A 24,864-nucleotide genomic window follows, 5' to 3' on the forward strand; every position below is an offset into this window, starting at 1 on the left:
CTTATGCTCCTATAGAATCTCTTTTTATTCTTTTTTTCTTTTTTGTCGTATCAGATTTTGGAGTTACGTTTTTTTCTATATACTCCATGATTTTTCCTGCGATATCAAGTCCGGTTGACTTCTCAATACCTTCAAGTCCGGGAGAAGAATTTACCTCCATTACAAGCGGTCCACGTTTAGATGGAATCATATCGACTCCGCATACCCCTAATCCCATTGCTTTTGCAGCAGCTAGGGCAGTTGATTTTTCTTTACGTGTGAGTTTATGTGCGGTTGCACTTCCGCCTTGATGCAGGTTTGATCTAAAGTCTCCTTCGGCACCTTGACGCTTCATTGCACCTACTACTTCTCCGCCTACAACCAAAGCTCTTATATCGGCTCCTCCTGCTTCTTCGATGAACTCTTGAACAAGTAAGTTAACATCCATTCCGTAAAATGCGTCCAGTACTGATTTCGCCGCTTTTTGCGTATCTACCAAGACTACACCTACACCTTGTGTACCCTCTAATATTTTTAACACTAAAGGTGTTCCGCCACTTAAAGCAATAACGTCTTTTGCACTTGATTTATTTGATGCAAAGATAGTCTTTGGCATATCTACGCCGAATTTTGAGAGTACTTGAAGACTTCTAAGTTTGTCCCTGCTTCTTTTTATAGCAAGATTTCCCGATGTGCTAAAAACATCCATCATCTCAAAGTGTCTTACCATTGCAGTACCGTAAAAAGTACGGCTTGCACCTATTCTTGGAATGATTGCATCAGGGACGGGCAACTCTTTGCCTTTGTAGTTTACTTTTAGTTCGCCTTTCATGATCTCAATCGAGCATCTTAAGTAGTCTATAACCTGAATATCCCAGCCTCTTTGTTCACCTGCTTCTACCAATCTTTTAGTAGAATACAACTCTTTATTTCTTGATAATATATATACTCTCATTTCTCTTCCTCCTTTGCTATATACTCCTGCGATACGTCAACTAAAAACTTTCCGCTTAAAAACTTTCTGCCAATTAGCATCGGGAATTTCATGTCTGCTCTGTTTGTTAAAGATATGACGGTTTTATATTTTTTTCCAAAAAAATCGACGGTAACTTTTATTGATGGGCGTGTTTGAAGTTCCCCGTTTGAGCTTCTTACGTTTTTAACCTTGTGAAGCGGCATTTTCATTTTTCTACCATGATATGATTCATGCACTTCATCAAGAAGTTTAAAATGAACAAAGTTATCATCGTCTATGTATATATCATCACAATGAAGGGCATTAGAATCAGCCCCCGTATCGACTTTTGCATCCAAGTCGTATAAATCTAAATCTACGATAGATATAAGTTCTTTTTTACCAATAATTTTTTTATCAACCATCCTAAATATTCTCCACAGTTTATGTCAAGTATTATATCCTTTTTTTCAATATTACCTGCAATCACTATCTAGTAAATATTTAACTCTATTGCCAATTGTTTAACGCTTTTGTATTCATCATTTGAGATTTGTATAATGTTTGGAATATTTAGTTTTTTAAAAGTTTCTGTAGATATTTTAAATATACTAGTTTTTAATTTTTTCTGAACATTTTCTGGGAGTTTTGGATTTATGGCTATTGGATGGCTTGGATATTTACTGGTTTTATAAAGTATAGATACCTTGTTTTTAACCTCTTTATCTTTCATATTGTTAAAAGTTCTAACTATACCTCCGCCAAAGTCACCTATGTTTCTGGCTAAACCTTTGTAAACGGAATCATGTGAATTTACATACAAAACTTTAGAGTTTTTGTCTATATCTATTCCAAACTTTTTTTTAAGCTCATATTTTGTTAGAAGAGTAGCTGCAAATGCTTTTGGAGCGGGAAATAAAAAGGTCGAGCCTTGAATACTTTTTTTATTTAACAGCATTTTTTTAGTACCTAAAACTATACCTTGAATCGATTTTTTAGATCTGGCTACGGCGTTGTAGCCTTTTAATTTATTTGCTATAACAAAGTGGTAGGGATTCATATAAGCTATATCGTATTTTCCTTCATATAACTCTTTTTCAAATTTTGTTATAGAAGATTCTGTTTTAAAGATAATGTTGTAACCGCTTATCTTGGAGAGTTCTTTTGTTATAGGGAGCCACTTTGTCAGAAGTACGTGCGGACTTTGCTGAGGAACTACGCCAAAGACAATATCTTTGGCATTTATGTTTATATAAAATAATATAAAAAAGGACAATACAAACTTCATCTTACACCCATTTTTTACACTTGATATTTGCTATGATATATAAGTGTATATTAAGCAAAATTTATATGTCTTTAGACTATATTAGTCTGTTATGTAACTACAACAATAATCTGTTACAGTTTTTATTTTTAAATCAAAACTTGAATTTGCGGGAACGTTAAAACTCTCAGGCGTGTTCAGTTTTTTAAATTCGCTCTCACCAGGTAATCTTATCTCAAGTTCACCGCTCATCATTTCCATGATTTCGGCTTCATTTGTATCGAAAGTGTATTCTCCGGGTTGCATTACGCCTAAAGTTTGTTTACTTCCGTCTTGTAAAAAAATTGTACGACTGTTAACCTTACCGTCAAAATAAATATTTGCTTCTTTTATCATAGATATATTTTCTAATTTTGTCATTTTGTGTTTTCCTTATTTTATTACGCTAAGAACTATTTCTTTAGCTTCATTTTGAATTGTAGCTAAATGCTCCTTAGAGATAAAACTCTCGGCATAAATTTTGTAAATATCTTCGGTTCCTGAAGGTCTTGCTGCAAACCAACCGTTTTTAGTCACGACTTTAAGTCCGCCAATCATTTTATCATTTCCTTTTGCATTTGTAAAAATATCTGTAATCTCTTCACCTGCTAAAGTTTTTGAACTTATGTCGTTTGGGCTAAGTTTTTTTAGTTTTGCTTTTTGTGTAGAAGTTGCAGGTGCATCACTTCTCTCGTAATATGCTTTGCCAAACTGCTCTTCAAGCTCTTTGTAGATTTGAGAGGGGTCTTTTTTTAATTTTGCAGTTATTTCATATGCTAAAAGGTTTAATATGATGCCGTCTTTGTCGTTTGACCACTCACTGCCGTCTTTTCTTAAAAACGAAGCTCCCGCACTCTCTTCGCCGCCAAATCCAAGATAACCGTTTTTAAGTCCATCAACAAACCATTTAAAACCGACAGGTGTTTCATAAACTTCGGTGTTTATAGATTTTGCAACGCGGTCTATCATAGAGCTAGATACTAAAGTTTTTCCTATTTTTAAACCTTTACTCCAGCCCTCGCGATTTTGGAAAAGATACCAGATAGCAACAGATAGATAGTGGTTTGGATTCATAAGTCCGTTTTTTGTAACGATGCCGTGGCGGTCAAAATCAGGGTCGTTTGCAAATGCTAAATCATACTTGTCTTTTAGTGAGATTAGTGAACTCATTGCATAAGGAGATGAACAATCCATTCTGACTTTTCCGTCATGGTCGCACGACATAAAAGAAAAAGTTTTATCCACTTTATCATTGACTATGTCAAGTCCAAGCCCATATATCTCGTTGATTTTTTTATATACCTCTATACCTGAACCGCCAAGTGGATCGACACCTACATTTAACTTAGCCCCTTGCAGTAGTTTCATATCTATAACTTCATCCAAAGCTTTTACGTAAGGTGTTATAAAGTCAAATTTTTGAGCAGATTCAAAGGCAGTTTTTTCATCAACAGTTTTTACACCTTCAAGCTTATTTGCTATATACTCGTTTGCTTTTGTCTCGATTGTACTCGTAACATCTGTATCTGCAGGACCGCCGTGTATAGCGTTATATTTAAAACCGCCGTCTTGGGGTGGATTGTGCGAAGGTGTTATAACTACGCCGTCACTCAGTTCTTTACTTGTTTTATTTGCTTCTATAACGGTAAAAGAAAGAACCGGTGTCGGAGTATAACCGTCATTCTCAGCTACGGCACATTTGATACCGTTTGCAATAAAAACTTTTAATGCGGAAATTTCGGCAGGAGTTGAGAGGGCATGAGTATCTTTTGCTATAAAAAGAGTGCCTTTTATGTTGTTCTCTTTTCTGTAATCACTTAAAGCCTGACTTATAGCTAGGATATGAGTTTCATTAAAAGAGTTTTTAAAAGAACATCCGCGATGCCCCGATGTTCCAAACACGACTTTTTGTTCTTCGTTGGATATATCGGGTGTATTTTTATAGTATGCATCTATGAGTGCATCTATATCTACCAAATCATTTTTATCTACTATCTTTCCTGCTTTTGCATCTGCCAAAGGGTTTCTCCTAAAAAAATTGTGCAATTATATCAAAAGGCTTCTGTTTTATAAAATACTTATTAAAAAATGTGTATTCTTAGTTTATGTACAAAAAATATATATACACTTTGTTTTTGTTGTTTTTAGCTTTTTTAATGTTCTCAAACGAAAATGCAAAAGAGATTATTGCAGGAATTACCATATTTTTAATCGGTATGGTTTTTATGGAGGATGGTTTTAAACTCTTTAGCGGAGGCATCTTGGAAGATATACTGAAAAAAAGTACGTCAAACTTGTTAAAGTCTATATTTTCAGGATTTTTGGCAACGTCCGTTGTGCAAAGCTCATCTCTGCTTACGATAATAGTTATATCTTTTTTAAGTGCAGAGTTAATAACTCTAAGCGGTGCAGTCGGTGTAATATTCGGCTCAAACATAGGTACTACTACAACGGCATGGATAGTATCTAGCTTTGGGGTAAAAATAGATATAGCAAAATATGCACTGCCGATGATAAGTTTCGGAGTCATTTTTAATTTTAACAAAGATAAAAACTATAAAGGTTTTGGAAATATATTACTTGGACTCGGATTTGTATTTTTAGGCATCGCCTATATGAAAAGCGGATTTGAATCTTTAAAAGATGCAATTGATTTGGCATCTTTGGCAATTGATGGTTATCTGGGAGTTTTAGTATATGTGTTTATCGGCGCAATAGCTACTATTATAATCCAGTCAAGTTCGGCTACTATGGCACTAATCATAACTGCTTTGGCAGCAGGCCATATAGAATACTACAATGCCCTCTCACTTGCTATAGGTGCAAATATAGGTACTACGGTTACGGCAATTATAGGCTCTTTTAACTCAAACAACAATGCCAAAAGATTGGCAGTTGCGCATCTGATATTTAATATAGTTACCGCATTTGTTGCCGTAGTTTTTTTATATCAACTCTCAGATTTTGTAAAATATCTCTCATCAAATATCGGAATATCAAAAGAAGATTATATACTGCAACTTGCACTTTTTCATACCCTGTTTAATGTCTTAGGGGTATTACTGGTAGCACCTTTTACTAAATACTTGGTCAAATATCTTTTATCTATTTTTAAAGAAAAAGATACAGATGCAAAAGCCAAATATTTAGATGAGACCGTTATAAATTTACCCGAAGCTGCACTAAGTGCAATAAAAAAAGAGGTAGAGCATCTTTATGATAACTCTGTTGAAGTTATATCGCATGCACTCTCTCTTCATAGGCATAAATATATTGGCAGTAACGACATTATGTGTGTCGTGGAAGAATCAACGGCAGAGATTTATACCGACATAGACAAGTATTATAATGAAAATATTAAAGGCTTATATAGCGAAATATTATACTTTTCTACACTTGCCCAAGAGGGGATGGAGAGTGAATTACAAGATGAGGTTTATAGGTTGAAAATATCTTGTAGGCATATAGTTGAAGCTATCAAGAGTGTTAAAGAGTTACAAAAAAATATAAACAGGAATCTTCATACTAAAAACAGTTATATAAGAAGCGAATACAATAATTTAAGAAAAAATATTGCTAAAACCATAGATACAATCTATGCTATACGAAATACGGAAGATGATTTAGACAGCATCTCTAAAATACAAATTCTCAAAAAGGAGATTGAAGAGTTAGACTATATTCAAAACGGAAAGATAGATTCACTTATTCGTGAAGATAAAATTGATTCAAAATCGGCTACATCGCTTATAAACGACAATGCGTTTACATATGATATTGCAACAAAGCTTATCGAGTCTGCTATAACATTGTGGGTAAAAGATAAAGATATAAGAACACTGGGAAGGAGTGTATAATGGGTATAGAAAAACTTTTTAAAAAAGTTGAAAAATTTTTTAAAATGGATAAAGATTTGCAAGAGAAAGAATATGAAAAAAAGCAGAAGCTACAAGAGGCTTTGGAGGAAAAAATTGAATCTTTAAAGAAAAAAATCGATGAAAGTGATAGTCAAACTAAGAAACATGAACATAAAAAACAGATAGAATTAATGAAAGGTTTTTTAAAAGAGTTAGAAGATAACTAAAAAGGAGAATAAACTATGCCAAAAAAAGCAAAACTAGATAAAGAAGCACTAGATTACCATCAGTTTCCACAACCGGGAAAAATTTCGGTTGAAGTGACAAAACCTGTTAAAACCCAAAAAGATTTATCTCTCGCATATACCCCGGGTGTAGCCGTGCCGTGTTTAAAGATTGCCGATAATCCATCAGATGCATATAAATACACTGCTAAGAAAAATTTAGTAGCCGTTATATCAAACGGTACTGCAGTTTTAGGTCTTGGCGATATAGGAGCACTTGCATCTAAGCCTGTCATGGAAGGTAAAAGTGTTTTGTTTAAAAGTTTCTCGGCAATAAACAGTTTTGATATAGAAGTAGATACCGATAACGTAGATAGATTTTGCTCTGTCGTATCTGCTATAGCTCCTACATTTGGAGGGATAAATTTAGAAGATATCAAAGCACCTGAGTGTTTTGAGATAGAAAAACGTTTAGTTGAAGAGTTGGATATTCCGGTAATGCATGATGACCAGCACGGAACGGCTGTTATATCTGCAGCGGGGATTATAAACGCAAGTAAGATAGCGGGAAAATATACCGAGCATCTTAAGATAGTAATAGTGGGTGCGGGAGCTGCAGCCATATCATGTGCAAGACTTTACAAAGAGCTTGGTGCGGATGAGATTTATATGCTTGATTCACGCGGATTAATCCATGAGGGAAGAAGTGATTTGAATCATTACAAACGTGAGTTTGCTTGTGAGTGTTGGATGGAACATAAAGAGATATTTGAAAATGCAGACGTTGTAGTCGGGCTTTCAAAACCGGGTACTTTTACACTTGAGGATATTAAACTTATGGATAAAAACCCAATCATCTTTGCTCTCTCAAATCCAACTCCCGAAGTCTTTCCCGATGAAGTGAAAAAAGTAAGACCCGATGCTATAGTGGCAACGGGAAGAAGTGACTTTGACAATCAAGTAAACAACGTGCTTGGTTTTCCTTTTATTTTTAGAGGGGCTTTGGATACACAGGCAAAAGAGATAAATACCCAGATGAAACTTGCAGCTTCAAAAGCTTTGGCACTTTTGACAAAAGAGCCGGTCCCTGAGTATCTAAACGAGATATACGGGAAAAAACTGGAGTTTGGCAAAGATTATATAATCCCAAAACCTTTTGATAAAAGACTGATAGTTGAGGTTTCATCTGCCGTAGCCGAGGCCGCAATAGAAAGCGGTTCGTCACCGCTAAAAGATTTTGATATGGATGCTTACAGAGCTGAACTTGCTACTCTTTTAGAAGAGTAGTATCAGTGCTTTAGTTTATCTACTTTTGAATAAAAAGCTTTCAGTCCAAGCTGTGCTTTTTTATCAAAGTCGTATGAGATGCATTTTAGATAATTGAGTATATCTTTTTTTGCTATGCCTGTTCTTTTTGATGCATCTGAAAGTATATAGTTTGGTATTTTTACTCTTTGCTTTATAAAGTTTTTTTCTATTCGTTTATAAAGTTTTTTATCTTTATGAAAACTAAGAAGGGCAAACACAAAGGGCAAGTTATATTTTTGATTCCACAGTTTTGCCAAATCTATATGCTCACCTCCACTTAGATAATACCTAAGTGCTCTGTCACCTATAAGTACTTCGCCCTCTACTCCCAAAATATCTACTAAAATATTTGATGTTGCCGATGCTACATCTTTTATGTTAGTTTTGCTTGGGATTGCTATTACGCTTTGAACCTCTTTTTTGGCGATAATCCCTAAGTTTACATTGTTGAATTTTCTGGCACGTATGCTTGATATAAACGCCGCATCTACGCGACGGGTTAAAAATTTTTCATTTACGACAGCGGGTACTCCACTATAGTAACGCATACTCATCTTTTGCTGATTACTTTTAGTAAAATGCTTCATAAATACATGAAAAGGCAATAAATTTAAATATTCTATTTTTCCAAAAACCATGGCGAAATTATACTAGATTTAACTTATCTTAGTATAATCACTTTAAGAAATTTAGAACAAATGGAATTATAAGAGATGGTAAGAATAGAGTTTTTAGGTCCTATACAAAAAGAACCATTAGAGTTGGAAATAACAAATTTAAAAGAACTGGCAACTGTTTTACAAGAAGATAAAGATATGAGTGAATGGTTAAAAAATTCCGCCGTGGCAGTGAATGATAACTTAGTGTCTTCACTTGATACAGACTTAAAAGACGGGGATAAAGTCTCATTACTTCCTCCTGTTTGCGGTGGATGATATGTTAGAACTTTATGATGGTTCTTTAGACGTTCCCGCAATTTTAGAGAGATGGTACAAAGAGGAAGAAAAAAGTAATTACGGTGCATTTATTCCCTTTATCGGGACAATTAGAGATGAAGATGATATAGACGGACTTAGTTTTGACGTGTATGAGCCTATTTTAGAATCTTGGTATAGCGCGTGGCAAGATAAGGCAAAAGAAAAGGGTGCGAAAATAAAAATGGCACACTCCCGCGGTGATGTGATGCTTCATGAATCATCTTATATAGCTGCTGTTTTTTCTCCTAAACGTAGAGTTGCATTGGAATTTATAGATGAGTTTGTAGAAGACTTTAAAGCTTCAGCTCCAATCTGGAAATATGATTTAAAAAACGGGAAAAGAATATACGCAGAAGATCGCTCAACTGCTATAAAGGGGTCAGGCTTACTATCGTAAGCTCTTTAGTCGCCTCAGCGGCGCAAGCGAAGCTAAGGGACTTCGTTCCTTCGCGGACTAATAAATGAAGGGTTCCTTCATTTTATGAAATAAAATTAAGGATTTACTATCATGAGTCTATTAAGTTATGAAACAAGTCAAAATATGCTTTCATTGTTGAAAGTAAATAGTTCTAAAACTCAAAACTTACCTCTAAGTGCATCACTGGGCAGAATATTAGCCGAAGATATCGTTGCAAAATATAACGACCCGCAATTTCCGACTGCATCTATGGATGGTTACGCTATAAAATATGCAGATCAGGATTTAGAGGGCATCACAATACTTGGAGATAATCCTGCCGGAAAAAATGAGACAAGGGTTGTAAACAAGGGTGAGTGTATCAAAACTTTTACGGGTTCAAAAATGCCGGAGGGTGCGGATACATTGATTCAGATAGAAAACGTTTCAGTAAATGAAGGTAAGATAAGTATTGATGAGCGTGTAGCTCTTAACTCGTCCGTTCGTCCTGTAGGTGAAGGTTATAAAGCCGGTGACGTGCTTATAAAAAAAGGTACAAAGATAGGTTTTGCCGAGATTGGTGTTATGGCTGCACTTAATAAAGTGATGGTAAAAGTAGCACTTAAACCACGTGTAGGCGTAATATCGACAGGAAGTGAGATACTTGATTTGGGTGAGGAGAGTGATAATCCTGCTCAAATCAGAAGTTCAAACAACTATACTCTAACTGCTTTATTTGAACAAGCAGGAGCTGAGTCTTTGCAACTTGGAACGGTGGGTGATGATAAAGACAAAATCATGCAGATTTTCCAAGACGGACTTGAAGGTGTAGATATCCTTGTAAGTACGGGCGGAGTTAGTGTGGGGGATTATGACTTTGTAAAAGATATAGTCCCTCGTCTCGGTGCAGAAGTTGTCTTTAAAGGTGTAGCCATAAAGCCGGGTCGTCATATACTTGTAGCTCAAAAAGAAAACAAGTTTATCATAGCACTTCCGGGTTTTGCATACTCTTCAACCGTGACGGCTATACTTTACGCCCTGCCATTGGTAGCAAAAATGTTAGGTCGTAAAGAGCCGTATAAGATTGTCGAAGCAAAACTTGCACAAGCTTTTAAAAAACGCTCAAAAAATACAGAATTCACGGCTTGTAACTTAGTTTTAGAAGACGGTGAATACTTTGTAAACTTTAAAGGTAAAAAAGTAGGAAGTTCGGCTATTTTAACAAATATGTTAAATGAAAGTGCCTTGATGATTACAGGTGAAGAAGACGATGACTTGGAAGAAGGCACTTATGTAAATGTTATCTTGTTGGAGAGTATTTAATGAGAGCAGTATCAATAAACTCAGACACACTAGAAGCTAAAGAGATAGATATCCATCTTCAGGCAAATACCGTATATACTTTTTTTAACTCCATACTTATAGACGAGCTGGCTACTATAAACGACCATGTGATATACACGGATGCCGAAGCGCTTAGCAAAGATAAAAAAGCTTATTTTATAGGTGAACAACTAATTGTAGGAGATGCACTTATAATCGGCAGGGATTCATTTGAAGAGGTTGAAGCTACTATACCTTTAAAAGATTTGGAATCACTTGTAAAATACGAACTGAGTGATTTTTATGTAGATGTTCTAAAACTGTTATCGGCTACTGATGTAAATCTTTACAGAGCTTTTGAAGTAGATGCAGAGGGGCAAAAACTGCAGTTAAATACGGAGTGGGTACTTTACACTTTTAATCTTGCAGATGATAAAACTAAAAGTTATTTTATAGCTGAGTTACAAAAAAGTATAGATGCAAAAGACGATGCGATGGAGTTTATGAAAAGAATGGCTAGTCTGGCTATACGCTCAGGTGCTGCCGCTTAAGTTTTGTTCTAAAATCTCTTTAGATTTGTGAGAATTCTAGATATAAACTTTTTATACACTTTCTGGAACACGAAGAACTTATAATTTTAATTTTATTCCAAATGTAAAAGCTTCTTTAGTTCATAAAGGACATTCCAGTATTATTTAATTGAGTTAATAGAAAATATTAATTTATAAGCACCAGTTTCAAAGGATTCATGAATGATATTAATTTGTTTGTCATGAACCTCGGTATTTAAATTGTTGTTACTAATCAAAGAATTGATTATATCTTCAGATAACTCATAATTGATAGATATTAAAGACAAGTCATTACACATATTAACAAAATAACTATAAGATTTTTCAATATTAATTTTATCTTTTATATAAAAAAATAATTGCACTTCTAATTTATTTACATACTCAAGTGTTCCTTCGATTCTATAAACTATATGGCTGTTTTCATTTATAATATCCATATAGTTTGATGTTCCAGTCCATAAGTCATTATAACTTATACGATAATCATTAATATATATGTCATAGTCTTTTAAAAATGAGTTTGCTATAAAGGGATGCCATCCTTTTTCGATATCTATATCATGCATATTTTTTTTCATCTTATTATACTGTTTGATGTCTTGGATAGATTGTTTAATAGTTTCTTTAGATATATCATAAGAAATTAGATTGTGTGCCCATTTTTCAAAACTTTTTCTATCAAAATTAAAAGCCAAGATACCTTTCAATTTAGCATACTTTAATAGTCCTTTATCTTTGATAGCATAACTTAATGATATAAAGCTACTTTCATATGTTACAAATATGAAAAATAAATAAAAGTAAGGAATAATCATAATAGACAAAAATGTTGGAACGAAAAAATCATATAAAGTTTTATAATCAGCAAATTCATCAAAGTTATATATATATTCTTTTGCAGTAAGGAAAATCATTATAAGTCCGATAAATAAAAGTAAGCTATTAATAACTTTAATTGCTGATTGATTTGCTTCTGTATCTTTTTCAATGAATATTTTAGTTATAGATAAAATTGATACTATTGAGATAAACAATAATTCAAAAAATAAATTGAACGTATAAAAAGTAAGTATAAACTGAAATATAACTATTAATGATAAAGTCTCTTTTAAAACAGTTTTAAAACTATATGTATCCTTTTGAAAATGAGTTAATACTCCAACCCCTATGAGCCAGTATATATAATTTTTAATTTGATGATTTTCCCATAGTCCAAATACATTTAATATATATACTAAAAATAATGAGTATATAAACATTATAATAATAGGTGTCATGATTTTTTTGCTAAAAAAAGCTTTTAAAACTCCTTTGAAACTTTTGAATATTTCTATATGGTTTTTTGATATAGCATACCCTATAAAAAGTACAACAATAATTACTATTGCAATTTCTCTGTTATTAAAAATTTCATTTATAGTTGAAATCATATATTGAATCTTATTATGAAATATTATAATCGGCATATTGTATGCTAATTAACATTTGTGTAAATATAACAAATTATTTTGTAGTAAATAAAAGATTATGGCACTTTGCAATATTTTTCTATAAAGAAAATTTTTTTGGTTAAGATATAAATATCTTATGAAAGGAGGGGAAATATTATGGGATTAAAACCGGGACCAAAGCCTAAAGCAAAATCTACAGGTAAGTTAGACCAAAGACGTAGAGATAACAAAAGTACACCAGGTAATAAACCATCTCTAAAACCATCAAAAAGTTCAAAAAAATAAATTTTTTGAAAGAGGGTATAAGTATTACCCTCTTCAATAATGCAGAAGTTAGGAATTAGAGCTTTGTATTATATATTTATTGTAAGTATCCCAAAACCTGTTCTTTTTGGAGCATAAGCATGTTTAATAGTTCTACTTACACCTTATGATATAATATTGCTTATGAAAAAAGAATTTATCCTAAACTATCTTAGTACTGTTAAAAGCAAGTATCAAAACGAAGGCTTTCTAATAAAAGCACTTTTTGGCTCTTATTCTCGAGATGAAGCAGATGATAATAGTGACGTAGATATTCTTGTAGAAGCAACTCCTGAGTTTGCAAACAGATATGGTTTTGGGTCAATTGAACGTATTAAAGAAATTCAGTCTGAAATTTCAAGTGCATTAGGATTGCCTGTAGATTTGGCTGATAGTAGTGGTATGGGAAAAACCGGTAAAAAGTTTATTATAGATAGAGCTATATATGTCTAAAGAATCAATTAGTAAAGTTTATTTGATTCTAGAGAAGATAGAATATATAGAGCAAATTGTTGATAATAACGGTGGTATAGTAAAATCACTTGAAGATAGTGTTACATTAAGACCTGCAATACTTATGCATCTAACAGCCATAGCTGAACAATTTAATAAATTAAAAAAAGATCACGCGGATGACATTTTAAGTGCTTTTGATGACAAAGATGTTAAAGGTATGTATGATGTTAGAACTTACATAGCTCATGAATATGAAGGTGTAAACCTATCTATAGTTGAGTGGATAATTAGAAACGGTCTGCCAAAATTTAAAAAGCAATGTACAGAAATTATAAATAGTTCTAAATGAGAATTCTTAAAAAAGACTCGGTTCTCTTAACTCTTTTATCTTATAGCTCATTCTGTGAATAGGGCTGTAGCCGTGTTTTTTTATAAGTTCTATATGCTTTTTCGTACCATAGCCTTTATGTGATTCAAACTCCCACTGAGGGTATTTTTTTGCTTCTTCTAGTATGTCTCTGTCATGTGTGACTTTTGCTATTATAGATGCGGCACTTACCTCTGCAACTTTTCCGTCGGCTTTTATCATGGTACTAAGACCATCTACACCAAAAGTAGAATTACCGTCAAACAGATACTCGTCTGCATCTAGTGTATCCAAAATTTCACAAAGACCGGACGAGATGCATTTTGATATCCCCAGATCATCTATCTCTTTAGGAGAAAACTTAACTATATGGTAAGTTGAGTTTTGAATAATAAGTTCAAATAATTCTTCGCGTCTTCTCTCAGTTAATTTTTTGGAATCGTTTAAACCATCCACATCCGATGTTAGTATGCATCCAGCCATAACCAAGTCACCCGCACAAGGACCACGTCCTGCTTCATCTATTCCACACAACATTATATATCTTTACTTACAAGTTCTCTGGCATGGGGAAGGTGCACTTGAAAAAGTGCACCTTCATCAACATTTGAAGCTATTATTTTTCCTCCATGATCATCTATTATTCTTTTAGCTACATTTAGTCCTATCCCCATTCCGCCTTCTTCCTTGCTGCTTTGGAATGGGTTAAATATTTTTGGTAGTATATCTTCATCTATCCCGCCTGCATTGTCTTTAAAGTTGACGATAAGGTATTCATCCGTATTTTCTATATATATTTCAAATATTCTTGAATCAAAATCATCTTTTAGCTTTAGAGCATCTAGGGCATTGTTGATAATTATTACAAATACTTGTTCGATTCTTTGTTTTTGAACAGAGATACTGAAGTTATATTTGTCTTTATTCATACCTATGTTAAATATTTCATCTATAAGTTTTACATTCGAGATAAATTTTGATTTATTATAAGATAAAGTTAAAGCCGTTATTAAAGAGGCGTATATATTATTAATCTCAGGTTTTTCTTTTGCCTGAGAAGCAACCTCTCTCATAGACTCGACTATAGATGCTATTCTATTTATACCGCTAAATATGGTCTTGGAGTCTTCTAGTAAATAAGCTTTTTGTTTTACATCTTCATCAAGACTGTCTATGTCTTTTAGTAAAAATTCCAAATTACCCCTGACATAAGTTAAAGGTGTATTTATCTCATGTGTAATACCTGCCGCCATTTTTCCTATTATTGAAAATTTTTCTTCAAGCAGTTTAGCTTCTTCTTTTTCTTTGTGAAGTTGCAGATTTTTATCAACCTCTTCTTTGATTCTTTTTTTTAAATATTCTTCTTGATGAAACAGGTCGGTTATATCTTGCCTTAGGGCAATGTACTCTTCTATCTCATTGTCTTCGTTTATAATCGGTACTATGACAGAGTGTTGATAGTAGGTTCTGCCGTTTTTATTAAGGTTTTTTAATCTTCCGTGCCATATTTTTTTATTTGTAATGGTTTTCCACATATCAAGATATACGGCATCAATAGTCTCAGGATGCTTGACAATATTGTGTGCTTTTCCTATTAGTTCCTCTTTTGTATAACCGGACATTTCGCAAAATGCATCGTTTGCGTAGGTTATAACACCGTTTTTATCTGTCTTGGTAACTGCGGCACTTGCATCTATAGCACCTTTGTACTCCTCCAAAAGCTTTTGTTCATTAAGGAATTTTCTTTTTTGGATTATGCGGTTTTTATATTTGCAGAGTACTTTTTCTAACCTCTCTTTGGATATAGGTTTAAACAGGTAAGCATCTATACCGATATCGACGGCAGCTTCGGTAATCTCTTTTTCAAACAAAGACGTAAAAAGAATTATCGGGATATCTTCATTTATAGATTTAATATGTCTTGACATTTCAAGACCGTCTAAAATAGGCATACGTAAATCTGTTAAAATTATATCTGGTTTATATTCGATATAGCTGTTTATACCCTCTTGGCCGTTTGTAACGGTATATATATTTTTAAAAGTATATTCTTGTAAATACTCGGATATTTCAGCTCTTATATCGTCATCATCCTCTACAAAGAGTATAGAAATATCTTTTGAAGCCATATGTTAATCGTTTAATATATTATCTATCTTTTTACTTAGCTCGTTTAATGAAGGAAATGGTTTCATTATATAATCGTTTGCACCGTTTCTATGGGCATTTAGAACTTTATCAAGGGTTGAAAAAGCAGTCATTATAAGAACCTTTACATTAGGAAGCTTTTCTTGTAGTTTAGGTAAGGCATCCAAACCGTTCATTTGAGGCATCATGATATCTAGTAATATCAAGTCGGTATCATTTGGAATAGAGGATATTGCATTAAGAGGATTGTCAAAAGTTTTTACTCTATATCCTTCTCTGGAGAGATGTTTTTCAAGCATTAATAAAATTTCATTCTCATCGTCTATAATAGTAATTGTTCTTACACCTGTATCCATTATATTCTAATCCTTATCAAACTATTTTTAGCTTATTAACAGCTACCGTTTTTAATATGTTGATGATATTATAACATATCATAACAGTTAGATAAGATAAAAATAGTTTTATTGCTTATCTCTTGTTAATGACATATTATTTTGCATATTTTCTATCTCTTTATTTGCAGGTATTACTATATTGTCATCTACTTTTAATTTTTTAGATTTCGTTTTATCTTCATACTTCATGTTCGATAAGATATGTTTTATCGTATTTATACGTGCGACTTTTTTATCGTCTGAGCGAATAATAGTCCATGGTGCATGTTCGGTATGAGATGCCAAAAGCATGGAATATTTTGTCATAGAGTAATCATCCCATAACTCTTGAGATTTTTGATCCACGTCGGAGAGTTTAAATTGTTTTAACGGATCTGTTTTGCGTTTTTCAAAACGTTTGTTTTGTTCATCTTTAGTGATAGAAAAATAAAACTTGAAAATTTTTATACCTGAATTATCGAGCATCTTCTCCAGTTCGGGAACTTCATGCAAAAACTCCGAGTGTTCCTCTTGTGTACAAAAATCCATAACCCTCTCAACTCCTGCACGGTTATACCAACTTCTGTCAAACAAAACCATTTCACCGGCAGATGGTAGATGCTGTACATATCGTTGAAAATACCATTGAGTTTTTTCTTTGTCGCTTGGTTTATCAAGTGCTACGACTCTTGCACCACGCGGGTTTAGATGCTCTATAACCCTTTTTATAGTACCGCCTTTTCCTGCAGCATCACGCCCTTCAAATATCATAAGAACTTTTAGACCGTGCTTTTTTACATGATTTTGCATCTTAAGAAGCTCAATCTGAAGCATACGAAGCTCATCTTCATACTCTAGCACTTCTTCTTTTATCCAAACAGGGACACGTTTTTTCTTTTTGTCAAAGTTACGTTTTTCATCTTCTAAAAGTTGTTCTATCTCTTTTTTTCTTCTATCCGGATGCACAAAATCCGATTTATCCTTTGCATCGCCAAGTGCATCTTCAACCATTTTTCTTTTTGACCCCATTTTAATCTCCTAATGCCCATATATCAAATGGTATCATCTCTATCCTTGAAAAAGGATGAGAGATGGTAGCTTCATTATTCATTGTTATGGCAGTTATTTGAGTAATGCCGTAGGTAATAATAAAAGCTTCTATAGACTCCACTTTTTTAAATAGAGTCCGCTCATCTGCAAAGGGCATCGATAAAATTATCTCACTGTCTTGTGGCAGATAAAAATCTATACCTTCTTCATAATATATTTCGTGATTATGTTTTAGCAACTCAAGATAAAGCATATTTTCAAATAGGCGACCAAAATGTTTTTGACTCACAAGGGCTGATTTTAGTGAAATATCACAAAGATATATTTTTTTTGTAGCCCGTTGACTATTAAATTTTGAGAGTTGATGGATATAGTTTTTAGAGACTAAATTATCATAACTCTTATATAGTTTGTCTTTTGAAACTCTTTGTGTTTGCTTTAGTCTTTCATATATAGAAAAAGGTGAGAGTTTTGTACTTGTCATTTTTGCACAATTTTTTAGTATCTCAAACTCTTGGGGTTCAAGTATGCACTGAAGAGATTTTTGTATGTATGTAATCCTTTCATCAGAATTTATTTTATGCATAGCAGGATATCCGCCTAGTTGTACAAAATGGTTTAGTGCAGTTGAATCATACTTATGCTCATATGCTAAAAACTCTTCGTAATCAAGTGGATAAAGCGTTACTTGAGTTAAGTACTCATTTTGTATGGGCATTTGTGACGTGATTATAAGCTGAGATACATTTGGTATTTTAAACTCTTTTGTATAGTTATCATAAACAAGTACATCTATTCTGTTTTTTATGCAAAATTTGGATATATGTTTGTTAAACTCTTCTATATCAATTCTCACATCTGAACAATCTATATATATATAAGTATTTTTTTTAAGGCTTAGAAGATAGTTTTTTACAAGTTTTGTCTTGCCTACTTGTGATATTCCGTTTATTTGATAAGAAATATTGTCTTCTATATATAGTTTTCTATATTGAAACTTATTGACGATTAAATCTGTTTTATAAAACTCTTCAAGTAAATTTTGCATAGTGTAATTTTACTACTTCCTTATTAAAAGGAAATAAAATATAAAATATTTTCAAATTTACCCCCTGTAAACCTTGAATATCAGAATGTATCTCGGTATAATTCCGCTCCCTTAAATAGTTAGCACTAAAAAAATCAAATAGCTAACGAGTTCTTTAGAAGGAAAATTATGGAAAAAATTCGTTTGAAATTGAAAGCTTACGATCATCGTGTATTAGATAGATCAGTAGCGTCAATCGTAGAGGCTGTAAAACGTACTGGTGCGGTTATCCGTGGTCCGATACCTTTACCGACAAAAATTCGTAAATATACAGTTTTAAAATCACCGCACGTAAACAAAAGTTCACGTGAGCAATTTGAAATTCGTATGCACGCTAGAATGATAGATATCGTTTCTGCAACTCCAGAAACTGTTGATTCATTAATGAAACTTGACTTAGCACCGGAAGTAGACGTAGAAGTACGTTCTATGGATAAGTAAGGAGAACATCGTGGAATATATTGTTGAAAAAATCGGTATGAGCCGTACTATCACTGTACCTAGTAAACCAGTTACTTTATTAAAAGTAGTTGATGCTAAAGTATGTGAAGTTAACGATGGAACTGCTATTGTAGCTTACAACAGCGGTAAAAAAATGAATAAATCAATTGAAGGTCAACAAAAAAAGTATAGCCTTTCATCTGAGTTTAACCGTTTCGTTACTTTAGAAGTAGCAAACACTGAAGCCGGTGATTTAGATTTAGCACCTTTAGCAGAAGCTAAAATTTTAAAATCTACTTTTACTACTAAAGGTCGCGGTTTTTCCGGTGCTATGAAGCGTTGGAACTTTGGTGGCGGTCCTGCATCTCACGGTCACAGATTCGGTCGTAGAGTAGGTTCAATCGGTAATGCTGAATGGCCAGGTCGTGTAATGAAAGGGCGTAAGATGCCTGGACAATACGGAAATGTACAAAATAGTGTTAAAAATGAAATCGTTTCTTACGATGCTGAAAACGGTGTAATTGCTGTTTTAGGTTCAGTATCTGGTGCAAACGGTTCATTAGGTCGTGTAAAGGTAGCTAAATAATGAGCGCAATCGTTTTAAATGAAAAAATGGAAAAAGCATCTGAGTTAGCACTACCGGAGAGTTTCGCAGGTATCAACCCTCATAACTTATACCTATATGTAAAGTCAGCTCAAGCAGCTGCACGTGCTAATACGGCATTTACAAAAGGTAGAAGTGACGTTAGAGGTGGTGGTAAGAAGCCATGGGCTCAAAAAGGTGGTGGACGTGCACGTGCCGGTTCACGTCGTTCTCCGGTATTCGTAGGCGGGGGTAAAGCTTTTGGTTCTCAAAACAACCGTAATTACGATTTAAAAGTAAATAAAAAGCAGAAAAAACTTGCTTTAAACTTTGCTTTAAATGAGCATGCACAAAATGGTAGTTTATTTATCGTAGATAGCATCGCAGTTGAGTCTGGTAAAACTAAAGATGCATATGCAATGTTTAAAGCACTTGGTCAAAGAGATACTCTTTTTGTTAAGTCTTTATTAGATGAAAAAACTTTTTTAGCGTTTGAAAACATTGCTGATACTTATGTTATCGAGTCTAATGAATTAAACGCATACTTAGCTGCTAACTTCCGTTCAATCGTGATCGAAAAAGCAGTATGGGAAACTCTAGTAGGTGAGGCGAAATAATGGCTGATATTACAGATATTAAATCTATACTATATACAGAGAAGACTCTTGGAATGCAAGAAGATGGTGTAATCGTTGTACAAACATCTCCTCGTATGACTAAGACTGGTCTTAAAGAGGTTTTTCGTGAGTATTTTGGAATCGTTCCAACAAATGTTAACTCACTTAATCAAAGCGGAAAAGTTAAACGTTTCCGTGGTGTACCTGGTAAACAAAATGACTTTAAAAAGTTCTATGTTAAGTTACCAGAAGGTGCACAAATAGAAAGTTTGGCGGTGTAACATGGCAATGAAAACTTATAGACCGACTACTCCGTCACGTCGTTTTTATACAAATATTGACAGCTCAGACATTACGGCTAAAGCAAGTGTTCGTTCACTTCTTAAAAAGCTTCCTGTTCACTCAGGTCGTAATAATAACGGTCGTATCACTTCTCGTCATAAAGAGGGTGGAGCTAAGAAACTTTACCGTATCATAGATTTCAAAAGAAATAAGTTTGGAATTCAAGGTACAGTTAGTACAATTGAGTATGATCCATACCGTAACTGTCGTATCGCACTTATCACATATGCTGATGGTGAAAAAAGATATATCCTACAACCTAAAGGTTTAAATGTAGGTGATAAAGTTGAATCTGCTGAAGCTGGTTTAGACGTTAAACCTGGTAACACTATGAAACTTAAAAATATCCCTGTTGGTACATTAGTTCACAACATTGAGCTTAAGACTGGTAAAGGTGGACAATTAGTTCGTTCAGCTGGAACATCTGCTCAAATCATGGGTCGTGATGGTAAATATGTATCTTTACGTATGCCTTCATCAGAGATGCGTTTAGTACTTGGTGAGTGTTTAGCTACTTGTGGTGTTGTTGGAAACGAAGAATATACTAACATCGTTTTAGCTAAAGCTGGTCGTACTCGTCACATGGGTATCCGTCCTCAAACTCGTGGTTCTGCAATGAACCCAATTGATCACCCGCATGGTGGTGGTGAAGGTAAAACGAACTCAGGTCGTCACCCAGTTACTCCTTGGGGTAAACCAACGAAGGGTGCTAAAACTCGTCGTAAAAAAGCTAGTGATAAATTAATTATTACTCGCCGTAAACCAAATGCTAAAAGGGTAGGATAATATGGCTCGTTCAGTAAAAAAAGGTCCTTTCGTAGATGATCATTTAATGAAAAAAGTTATGGCTGCTAAAGAAAGCGGCGATAAAAAACCTATAAAAACTTGGTCAAGAAGATCTATGGTTCTTCCTGATTTCGTTGGTTTAACATTAAATGTTCACAATGGTCGCCAATTTGTTCCTGTATATGTTACAGAGAACCACATTGGTTATAAACTTGGTGAATTCGCTCCAACTCGTACATTTAAGGGCCACAAGGGCTCTGTTCAGAAGAAGGGGTAATCATGGCTAGAGCATTATTAAAATTTATTCGTGTATCACCGATCAAATCTCGCTTAATTGCTAGAGAGATTCAAGGTATGAACGCTGAAGAAGCGTTAGCAGCTTTAGAATTCACTCCAAACAAAGCAGCGAAAATTATCTCTAAAGTTGTTGCATCTGCAGTAGCTAACAGTGGTAATGAAGCTGAAGATTGTACAATCACATCATGTCGTGTTGACAATGGTCCGGTACTTAAACGTTTCCGTCCACGTGCTCGTGGTATGGCTTCAGGTATTAGAAAACCAACAGCACATATCTTAGTAGAAGTAGAGGGTAAATAGAATGGGTCAAAAAGTTAATCCTATTGGTTTACGTCTTGGAATCAACCGTAACTGGGAAAGCAGATGGTTTCCTAACTTTAAAACTGCTCCTGCAGCTTTAGGTGAAGATCACAAGATTCGTACATATTTAAAGAAAGAGTTATACTATGCTGGTGTTTCTAACATTATCATTGAAAGAACTGTTAAGCGTCTTCGTGTAACTATCGTAGCAGCTCGTCCCGGTATTATCATCGGTAAAAAAGGTGCTGATATCGAGAAACTTAAAAACAATCTTCAAAAACTTATAGGGAAAGCTATCTCTGTAAATATTAAAGAAGAGAAAAAAGCTAACATCTCCGGTCAATTAGTTGCTGAAAACGTAGCTACTCAACTAGAGCGTCGTGTTGCGTTTAGACGTGCGATGAAAAAAGTTATGCAAAACGCACAAAGAAGTGGTGCTAAAGGTATTAAAGTATCTGTAAGTGGTCGTCTTGGTGGAGCTGAAATGGCTCGTACTGAGTGGTACTTAGAAGGTCGTGTTCCTTTACATACTCTACGTGCTAAAATCGATTACGGTTTCGCAGAAGCTCATACTACATACGGAATTATCGGTATCAAAGTATGGATCTTCAAAGGTGAGGTACTAACTAAAGGTATCCCTCAAGAAGCTAAAGAAGAAAAAAAAGAGCGCCCTCGTAAACGTGCTCCAAGAAAAGAAAAGGCGGAATAGACTATGTTAATGCCTAAAAGAACTAAATACCGTAAAATGATGAAAGGGCGTAACCGTGGTTATGCTCGTAGTGGATACAAAATCGCTTTTGGTTCTATTGCTATTAAAGCAGTAGAAGCTGGTCGTATCAACTCTCGTCAAATTGAGGCTGCTCGTATCACATCTACTCGTGCGATTAATCGTCAAGGTAAGATTTGGATTCGTGTTTTTCCTGCTAAGCCGTTAACTAAACGTCCTCTTGAAGTACGTATGGGTAAAGGTAAAGGTCCAATCGATCAGTATGTTATGAACATTAAACCTGGTCGTATCATTTTTGAAATGGCTGGTGTAAATGAAGAGTTGGCTCGTAAAGCTTTAACTTTAGCACAACACAAGTTACCGTTCAAAACTAAAATTATTACTGCGGAGATGAGCAATGAAATATTCTGATTTAGCAGATAAAACAGTGCACGAGCTTGAGGCAATGTTAAAAGAGAAGAAAACTGAACTTTTCACTCTTAAGATAAAAAAACAAATGATGCAATTACAAAACACTAGTGAACTTAAAGTTGCTAAAAAAGATATTGCTCGTATTAACACTGCTATCACTGCAGCAGCGAAGTAGGGGTTTGTAGATGACACATAAACGTGAAATTCAAGGTAATGTGATTAAAATTGCAGGTAACAAGACTGCTACTATTTCAGTAGAGCGTCGTGTTATGCATCCACGTTACCACAAAGTTGTAAGAAAGTTCAAAAATTATCTTATCCATGATGAGAAAAATGAACTTAAAGTTGGTGACGAAGTTGTAGCAATAGAATGTCGTCCGCTTTCTAAGACTAAATCTTTTAGACTTAAATCGGTTGTAAAAGGAGCAGAGTAATGATCCAAGGTTTTACTCGTTTAAACGTAGCTGATAATACAGGTGCTAAAGAGATTATGTGTATTAAGGTGCTTGGTGGTTCTAAACGTCGTTATGCTAGAGTAGGTGACGTTATCGTTGCTTCTGTTAAAAAAGCGACACCGACTGCTAAAGTTAAAAAAGGTAAAGTTGTAAAAGCTGTTATAGTTAGAAGTGCTAAAGAAGTTCACCGTGAAAACGGTTCTCTTATCCGTTTTGACGATAATGCAGCTGTTATACTTGATGACAAGAGAGAACCAATCGGTACTCGTATCTTCGGACCTGTTGCTCGTGAAGTACGTTATGCCGGTTTTATGAAAATCGTATCTCTTGCACCGGAGGTTGTTTAATGGCAAAGTTTAATTTCAAAAAAGGCGATACTGTAGAAATTATCGCTGGAGATGATAAAGGTACAAAAGCAACTGTTCTTTCTGTATTACCTAAGAAAAATAAGGTAATCGTTGAGGGTTGTAAAGTTGCTAAAAAAGCTATCAAACCTACAGAAGATAATACTAAAGGCGGACATATTAATAAAGAGATGCCGATAGATGTATCAAACGTTCGTAAAGTGGAGGCGTAATTATGGCTCGTATGAAAGAAAAATATTTAAGCCTTAAACCAGAACTTCAAAAAGAGTTAGAGATAGCAAACGTAATGCAAGTTCCTGCATTAGAAAAAATCGTTATCTCTGTTGGTGCCGGTTTTGCAATGAAAGATAACAAGCTTATCCAAAACATTGAAGACACAATTACTAAGATTGCCGGTCAAAAAGCATCTACTGTAATTGCTAAGAAATCTGTAGCTGGTTTTAAAGTTCGTGAAGGTATGCCTGTTGGTGTACGTGTTACGCTTCGTGGCGAGAACATGTACAACTTCTTTGATCGTTTAGTATCTATTGCACTTCCACGTGTGAAAGATTTCCGTGGTGTTGCTAGAAACGGTTTTGACGGTCGCGGTAACTATAACTTTGGTTTGCAAGAGCAATTAATCTTCCCGGAGATTACTTATGATTCAATTATGCAAATTCACGGTATGAACATTACGGTTGTAACTACAGCTGAAAATGATAAGGCAGGATTTGCACTACTTGCAAAATTAGGTATGCCTTTTACTAAAGGGAGTAACTAATGGCTAAGAAGTCTATGATAGCTAAAGCGGCACGTGAACCTAAGTTTAAAGTTCGTGGTTATACACGTTGTCAGATTTGTGGACGTCCACACTCTGTAATGAGAGATTTCGGTATTTGTCGTGTTTGTTTTAGAAAAATGGCAAATGAAGGTATGATCCCAGGTGTTAGAAAGTCTTCTTGGTAATCCAAGAAGAAACTCCTAACAATAGCAGTCGAAAGACTTGCAAAATAAGGAATTAAAAAATGATTAATGATTTAGTATCAGATGCGTTAACACGTATCCGTAATGCTGGTATGAGAAAGCTAGATGTTACTACTCTTGTTCACTCTAAAAGTGTTGAAGCTTTAGCTAACATTCTAGTAGAAAAAGGTTATATTGATAGTTGTAACGTTATCGAAGACGGCGTTAAAAAAACTATTAAAGTTGTATTAAAGTATGATGAAAACGGTAACACTGTTATCAATGAAATGAAAAGAATCTCTAAACCGGGACGTCGTGTTTACAAAGGTAAAGAAGATATCAAACGTTTCAAAAACGGTTACGGTACTATCGTAGTATCTACATCTAAAGGCGTTCTTCCTAACGATAAAGCTTATGAGCTTGGTATCGGTGGTGAAGTAATGTGTACTATTTGGTAG

Annotated in this window: 38 protein-coding genes; 26 read left to right on the forward strand and 12 right to left on the reverse strand. The window is 34.3% G+C overall.

What is annotated here, in order from left to right:
• Position 1 precedes the first annotated feature (1 nt).
• The 5 genes from rimK to pgm all read right to left on the reverse strand — a co-directional run bounded on the left by rimK (position 2) and on the right by pgm (position 4,259).
• Positions 2-934: a 30S ribosomal protein S6--L-glutamate ligase gene (gene rimK / locus FJR48_RS01195; protein ID WP_152306351.1), complete on the reverse strand. Its 933-nt coding sequence runs from the start codon at positions 932-934 to the stop codon at positions 2-4.
• Positions 931-1,359 (reverse strand): ATP-dependent zinc protease family protein, encoded by a 429-nt coding sequence (locus tag FJR48_RS01200; protein ID WP_152306352.1) that lies wholly within the window; start codon positions 1,357-1,359, stop codon positions 931-933. The genes rimK and FJR48_RS01200 overlap by 4 nt, the downstream gene beginning before the upstream one ends.
• Positions 1,360-1,427: 68 nt before the next feature.
• Complete coding sequence (locus FJR48_RS01205; protein ID WP_152306353.1) at positions 1,428-2,222, reverse strand: phosphate/phosphite/phosphonate ABC transporter substrate-binding protein; 795 nt, start codon at positions 2,220-2,222, stop codon at positions 1,428-1,430.
• 81 nt (positions 2,223-2,303) lie between these two features.
• Positions 2,304-2,621, reverse strand: coding sequence for a pyrimidine/purine nucleoside phosphorylase (gene ppnP, locus FJR48_RS01210; RefSeq protein ID WP_152306354.1), 318 nt, complete (start codon positions 2,619-2,621; stop codon positions 2,304-2,306).
• A 12-nt stretch (positions 2,622-2,633) separates the two neighbouring features.
• Positions 2,634-4,259 carry a phosphoglucomutase (alpha-D-glucose-1,6-bisphosphate-dependent) gene (pgm, locus tag FJR48_RS01215; protein WP_152306355.1) on the reverse strand — a complete coding sequence of 542 codons (1,626 nt, stop codon included), beginning with the start codon at positions 4,257-4,259 and terminating at the stop codon, positions 2,634-2,636.
• An 86-nt stretch (positions 4,260-4,345) separates the two neighbouring features.
• On the opposite strand from pgm, the gene FJR48_RS01220 reads away from it, so the two are divergent.
• From FJR48_RS01220 to FJR48_RS01230, 3 genes are read left to right on the forward strand one after another with little or no spacing between them, the layout of a single operon-like run.
• Positions 4,346-6,097: a Na/Pi cotransporter family protein gene (locus tag FJR48_RS01220; protein ID WP_152306356.1), complete on the forward strand. Its 1,752-nt coding sequence runs from the start codon at positions 4,346-4,348 to the stop codon at positions 6,095-6,097.
• A complete protein-coding gene (locus FJR48_RS01225) occupies positions 6,097-6,324 on the forward strand; it encodes a hypothetical protein (RefSeq protein ID WP_152306357.1) in 228 nt (75 codons plus the stop codon). Before FJR48_RS01220 ends, FJR48_RS01225 begins: the two co-directional genes overlap by 1 nt.
• 15 nt (positions 6,325-6,339) lie before the next feature.
• Positions 6,340-7,608 carry a malic enzyme-like NAD(P)-binding protein gene (locus tag FJR48_RS01230; RefSeq protein ID WP_152306358.1) on the forward strand — a complete coding sequence of 423 codons (1,269 nt, stop codon included), beginning with the start codon at positions 6,340-6,342 and terminating at the stop codon, positions 7,606-7,608.
• Positions 7,609-7,610: 2 nt separating this feature from the next.
• On the opposite strand, the gene FJR48_RS01235 is transcribed toward FJR48_RS01230, so the two are convergent.
• Entirely contained in the window at positions 7,611-8,177 is a 567-nt protein-coding gene (locus FJR48_RS01235; protein WP_347402079.1) for an MqnA/MqnD/SBP family protein, read from the reverse strand.
• A gap of 165 nt (positions 8,178-8,342) precedes the next feature.
• Here FJR48_RS01235 and FJR48_RS01240 point away from each other — a divergent pair, with 165 nt between their 5' ends.
• From FJR48_RS01240 to FJR48_RS01255, 4 genes are all read left to right on the forward strand, one after another.
• On the forward strand, positions 8,343-8,564 hold the full coding sequence (locus FJR48_RS01240) for a MoaD/ThiS family protein (RefSeq protein ID WP_152306360.1): 222 nt from the start codon (positions 8,343-8,345) through the stop codon (positions 8,562-8,564).
• Between the two features lies 1 nt (position 8,565).
• Complete coding sequence (locus FJR48_RS01245) at positions 8,566-9,003, forward strand: molybdopterin synthase catalytic subunit (protein ID WP_152306361.1); 438 nt, start codon at positions 8,566-8,568, stop codon at positions 9,001-9,003.
• A gap of 111 nt (positions 9,004-9,114) precedes the next feature.
• Entirely contained in the window at positions 9,115-10,326 is a 1,212-nt protein-coding gene (locus FJR48_RS01250) for a molybdopterin molybdotransferase MoeA (protein WP_152306362.1), read from the forward strand.
• Positions 10,326-10,877, forward strand: coding sequence for a hypothetical protein (locus FJR48_RS01255; RefSeq protein ID WP_152306363.1), 552 nt, complete (start codon positions 10,326-10,328; stop codon positions 10,875-10,877). Before FJR48_RS01250 ends, FJR48_RS01255 begins: the two co-directional genes overlap by 1 nt.
• Positions 10,878-11,017: 140 nt before the next feature.
• Here FJR48_RS01255 and FJR48_RS01260 read toward each other — a convergent pair whose 3' ends face one another.
• Positions 11,018-12,367 (reverse strand): hypothetical protein, encoded by a 1,350-nt coding sequence (locus FJR48_RS01260; RefSeq protein WP_152306364.1) that lies wholly within the window; start codon positions 12,365-12,367, stop codon positions 11,018-11,020.
• Positions 12,368-12,508: 141 nt separating this feature from the next.
• Here FJR48_RS01260 and FJR48_RS12420 point away from each other — a divergent pair, with 141 nt between their 5' ends.
• The 3 genes from FJR48_RS12420 (at position 12,509) to FJR48_RS01270 (ending at position 13,460) form a co-directional block, all read left to right on the forward strand.
• Positions 12,509-12,637, forward strand: a complete 129-nt coding sequence (locus FJR48_RS12420; RefSeq protein WP_277872380.1) for a hypothetical protein — start codon at positions 12,509-12,511, stop codon at positions 12,635-12,637.
• Positions 12,638-12,799: 162 nt separating this feature from the next.
• On the forward strand, positions 12,800-13,108 hold the full coding sequence (locus FJR48_RS01265; protein ID WP_152306365.1) for a nucleotidyltransferase family protein: 309 nt from the start codon (positions 12,800-12,802) through the stop codon (positions 13,106-13,108).
• Complete coding sequence (locus FJR48_RS01270; RefSeq protein WP_152306366.1) at positions 13,101-13,460, forward strand: HepT-like ribonuclease domain-containing protein; 360 nt, start codon at positions 13,101-13,103, stop codon at positions 13,458-13,460. Before FJR48_RS01265 ends, FJR48_RS01270 begins: the two co-directional genes overlap by 8 nt.
• Before the next feature lie 6 nt (positions 13,461-13,466).
• Here FJR48_RS01270 and rnhB read toward each other — a convergent pair whose 3' ends face one another.
• From rnhB to FJR48_RS01295, 5 genes are all read right to left on the reverse strand, one after another.
• The gene (rnhB, locus tag FJR48_RS01275) at positions 13,467-14,015 is read right to left on the reverse strand and encodes a ribonuclease HII (RefSeq protein ID WP_152306367.1); all 549 of its coding nucleotides are present in this window, start codon (positions 14,013-14,015) and stop codon (positions 13,467-13,469) included.
• Positions 14,015-15,607 (reverse strand): ATP-binding response regulator, encoded by a 1,593-nt coding sequence (locus FJR48_RS01280; protein ID WP_152306368.1) that lies wholly within the window; start codon positions 15,605-15,607, stop codon positions 14,015-14,017. Before FJR48_RS01280 ends, rnhB begins: the two co-directional genes overlap by 1 nt.
• Before the next feature lie 3 nt (positions 15,608-15,610).
• Entirely contained in the window at positions 15,611-15,982 is a 372-nt protein-coding gene (locus FJR48_RS01285; protein WP_152306369.1) for a response regulator, read from the reverse strand.
• Positions 15,983-16,090: 108 nt separating this feature from the next.
• A complete protein-coding gene (ppk2, locus tag FJR48_RS01290; protein ID WP_152306370.1) occupies positions 16,091-17,032 on the reverse strand; it encodes a polyphosphate kinase 2 in 942 nt (313 codons plus the stop codon).
• 1 nt (position 17,033) lies between these two features.
• Positions 17,034-18,101, reverse strand: a complete 1,068-nt coding sequence (locus FJR48_RS01295; protein WP_152306371.1) for an ATP-binding protein — start codon at positions 18,099-18,101, stop codon at positions 17,034-17,036.
• Between the two features lie 168 nt (positions 18,102-18,269).
• On the opposite strand from FJR48_RS01295, the gene rpsJ reads away from it, so the two are divergent.
• From rpsJ to rpsH, 16 genes are read left to right on the forward strand one after another with little or no spacing between them, the layout of a single operon-like run.
• The gene (gene rpsJ, locus FJR48_RS01300; protein ID WP_152306372.1) at positions 18,270-18,581 is read left to right on the forward strand and encodes a 30S ribosomal protein S10; all 312 of its coding nucleotides are present in this window, start codon (positions 18,270-18,272) and stop codon (positions 18,579-18,581) included.
• 10 nt (positions 18,582-18,591) lie between these two features.
• Positions 18,592-19,167: a 50S ribosomal protein L3 gene (gene rplC / locus FJR48_RS01305; protein ID WP_152306373.1), complete on the forward strand. Its 576-nt coding sequence runs from the start codon at positions 18,592-18,594 to the stop codon at positions 19,165-19,167.
• A complete protein-coding gene (gene rplD, locus FJR48_RS01310; RefSeq protein WP_188108596.1) occupies positions 19,167-19,781 on the forward strand; it encodes a 50S ribosomal protein L4 in 615 nt (204 codons plus the stop codon). Before rplC ends, rplD begins: the two co-directional genes overlap by 1 nt.
• Positions 19,781-20,062, forward strand: coding sequence for a 50S ribosomal protein L23 (locus FJR48_RS01315; RefSeq protein WP_152306375.1), 282 nt, complete (start codon positions 19,781-19,783; stop codon positions 20,060-20,062). The genes rplD and FJR48_RS01315 overlap by 1 nt, the downstream gene beginning before the upstream one ends.
• Position 20,063: 1 nt before the next feature.
• Entirely contained in the window at positions 20,064-20,909 is an 846-nt protein-coding gene (rplB, locus tag FJR48_RS01320; RefSeq protein WP_152306376.1) for a 50S ribosomal protein L2, read from the forward strand.
• Position 20,910: 1 nt separating this feature from the next.
• Complete coding sequence (gene rpsS / locus FJR48_RS01325; RefSeq protein WP_152306377.1) at positions 20,911-21,186, forward strand: 30S ribosomal protein S19; 276 nt, start codon at positions 20,911-20,913, stop codon at positions 21,184-21,186.
• A 2-nt stretch (positions 21,187-21,188) separates the two neighbouring features.
• Positions 21,189-21,506 (forward strand): 50S ribosomal protein L22, encoded by a 318-nt coding sequence (gene rplV, locus FJR48_RS01330; RefSeq protein ID WP_152306378.1) that lies wholly within the window; start codon positions 21,189-21,191, stop codon positions 21,504-21,506.
• 1 nt (position 21,507) lies between these two features.
• Positions 21,508-22,215: a 30S ribosomal protein S3 gene (rpsC, locus tag FJR48_RS01335; RefSeq protein ID WP_152306379.1), complete on the forward strand. Its 708-nt coding sequence runs from the start codon at positions 21,508-21,510 to the stop codon at positions 22,213-22,215.
• Between the two features lie 3 nt (positions 22,216-22,218).
• Entirely contained in the window at positions 22,219-22,644 is a 426-nt protein-coding gene (rplP, locus tag FJR48_RS01340) for a 50S ribosomal protein L16 (RefSeq protein WP_152306380.1), read from the forward strand.
• The gene (rpmC, locus tag FJR48_RS01345) at positions 22,631-22,819 is read left to right on the forward strand and encodes a 50S ribosomal protein L29 (RefSeq protein ID WP_152306381.1); all 189 of its coding nucleotides are present in this window, start codon (positions 22,631-22,633) and stop codon (positions 22,817-22,819) included. The genes rplP and rpmC overlap by 14 nt, the downstream gene beginning before the upstream one ends.
• A gap of 10 nt (positions 22,820-22,829) precedes the next feature.
• Positions 22,830-23,078 carry a 30S ribosomal protein S17 gene (gene rpsQ / locus FJR48_RS01350; RefSeq protein ID WP_152306382.1) on the forward strand — a complete coding sequence of 83 codons (249 nt, stop codon included), beginning with the start codon at positions 22,830-22,832 and terminating at the stop codon, positions 23,076-23,078.
• Positions 23,078-23,446, forward strand: a complete 369-nt coding sequence (gene rplN / locus FJR48_RS01355) for a 50S ribosomal protein L14 (protein WP_152306383.1) — start codon at positions 23,078-23,080, stop codon at positions 23,444-23,446. The genes rpsQ and rplN overlap by 1 nt, the downstream gene beginning before the upstream one ends.
• Positions 23,446-23,676, forward strand: a complete 231-nt coding sequence (rplX, locus tag FJR48_RS01360) for a 50S ribosomal protein L24 (protein WP_152306384.1) — start codon at positions 23,446-23,448, stop codon at positions 23,674-23,676. Before rplN ends, rplX begins: the two co-directional genes overlap by 1 nt.
• A gap of 2 nt (positions 23,677-23,678) precedes the next feature.
• Positions 23,679-24,224, forward strand: a complete 546-nt coding sequence (gene rplE / locus FJR48_RS01365) for a 50S ribosomal protein L5 (RefSeq protein WP_152306385.1) — start codon at positions 23,679-23,681, stop codon at positions 24,222-24,224.
• A complete protein-coding gene (locus tag FJR48_RS01370; RefSeq protein WP_152306386.1) occupies positions 24,224-24,409 on the forward strand; it encodes a type Z 30S ribosomal protein S14 in 186 nt (61 codons plus the stop codon). The genes rplE and FJR48_RS01370 overlap by 1 nt, the downstream gene beginning before the upstream one ends.
• 59 nt (positions 24,410-24,468) lie before the next feature.
• The gene (gene rpsH, locus FJR48_RS01375) at positions 24,469-24,864 is read left to right on the forward strand and encodes a 30S ribosomal protein S8 (RefSeq protein ID WP_152306387.1); all 396 of its coding nucleotides are present in this window, start codon (positions 24,469-24,471) and stop codon (positions 24,862-24,864) included.

Origin of the sequence: Sulfurimonas lithotrophica, from assembly GCF_009258225.1 — a bacterium.
Lineage (GTDB): Bacteria > Campylobacterota > Campylobacteria > Campylobacterales > Sulfurimonadaceae > Sulfurimonas > Sulfurimonas lithotrophica.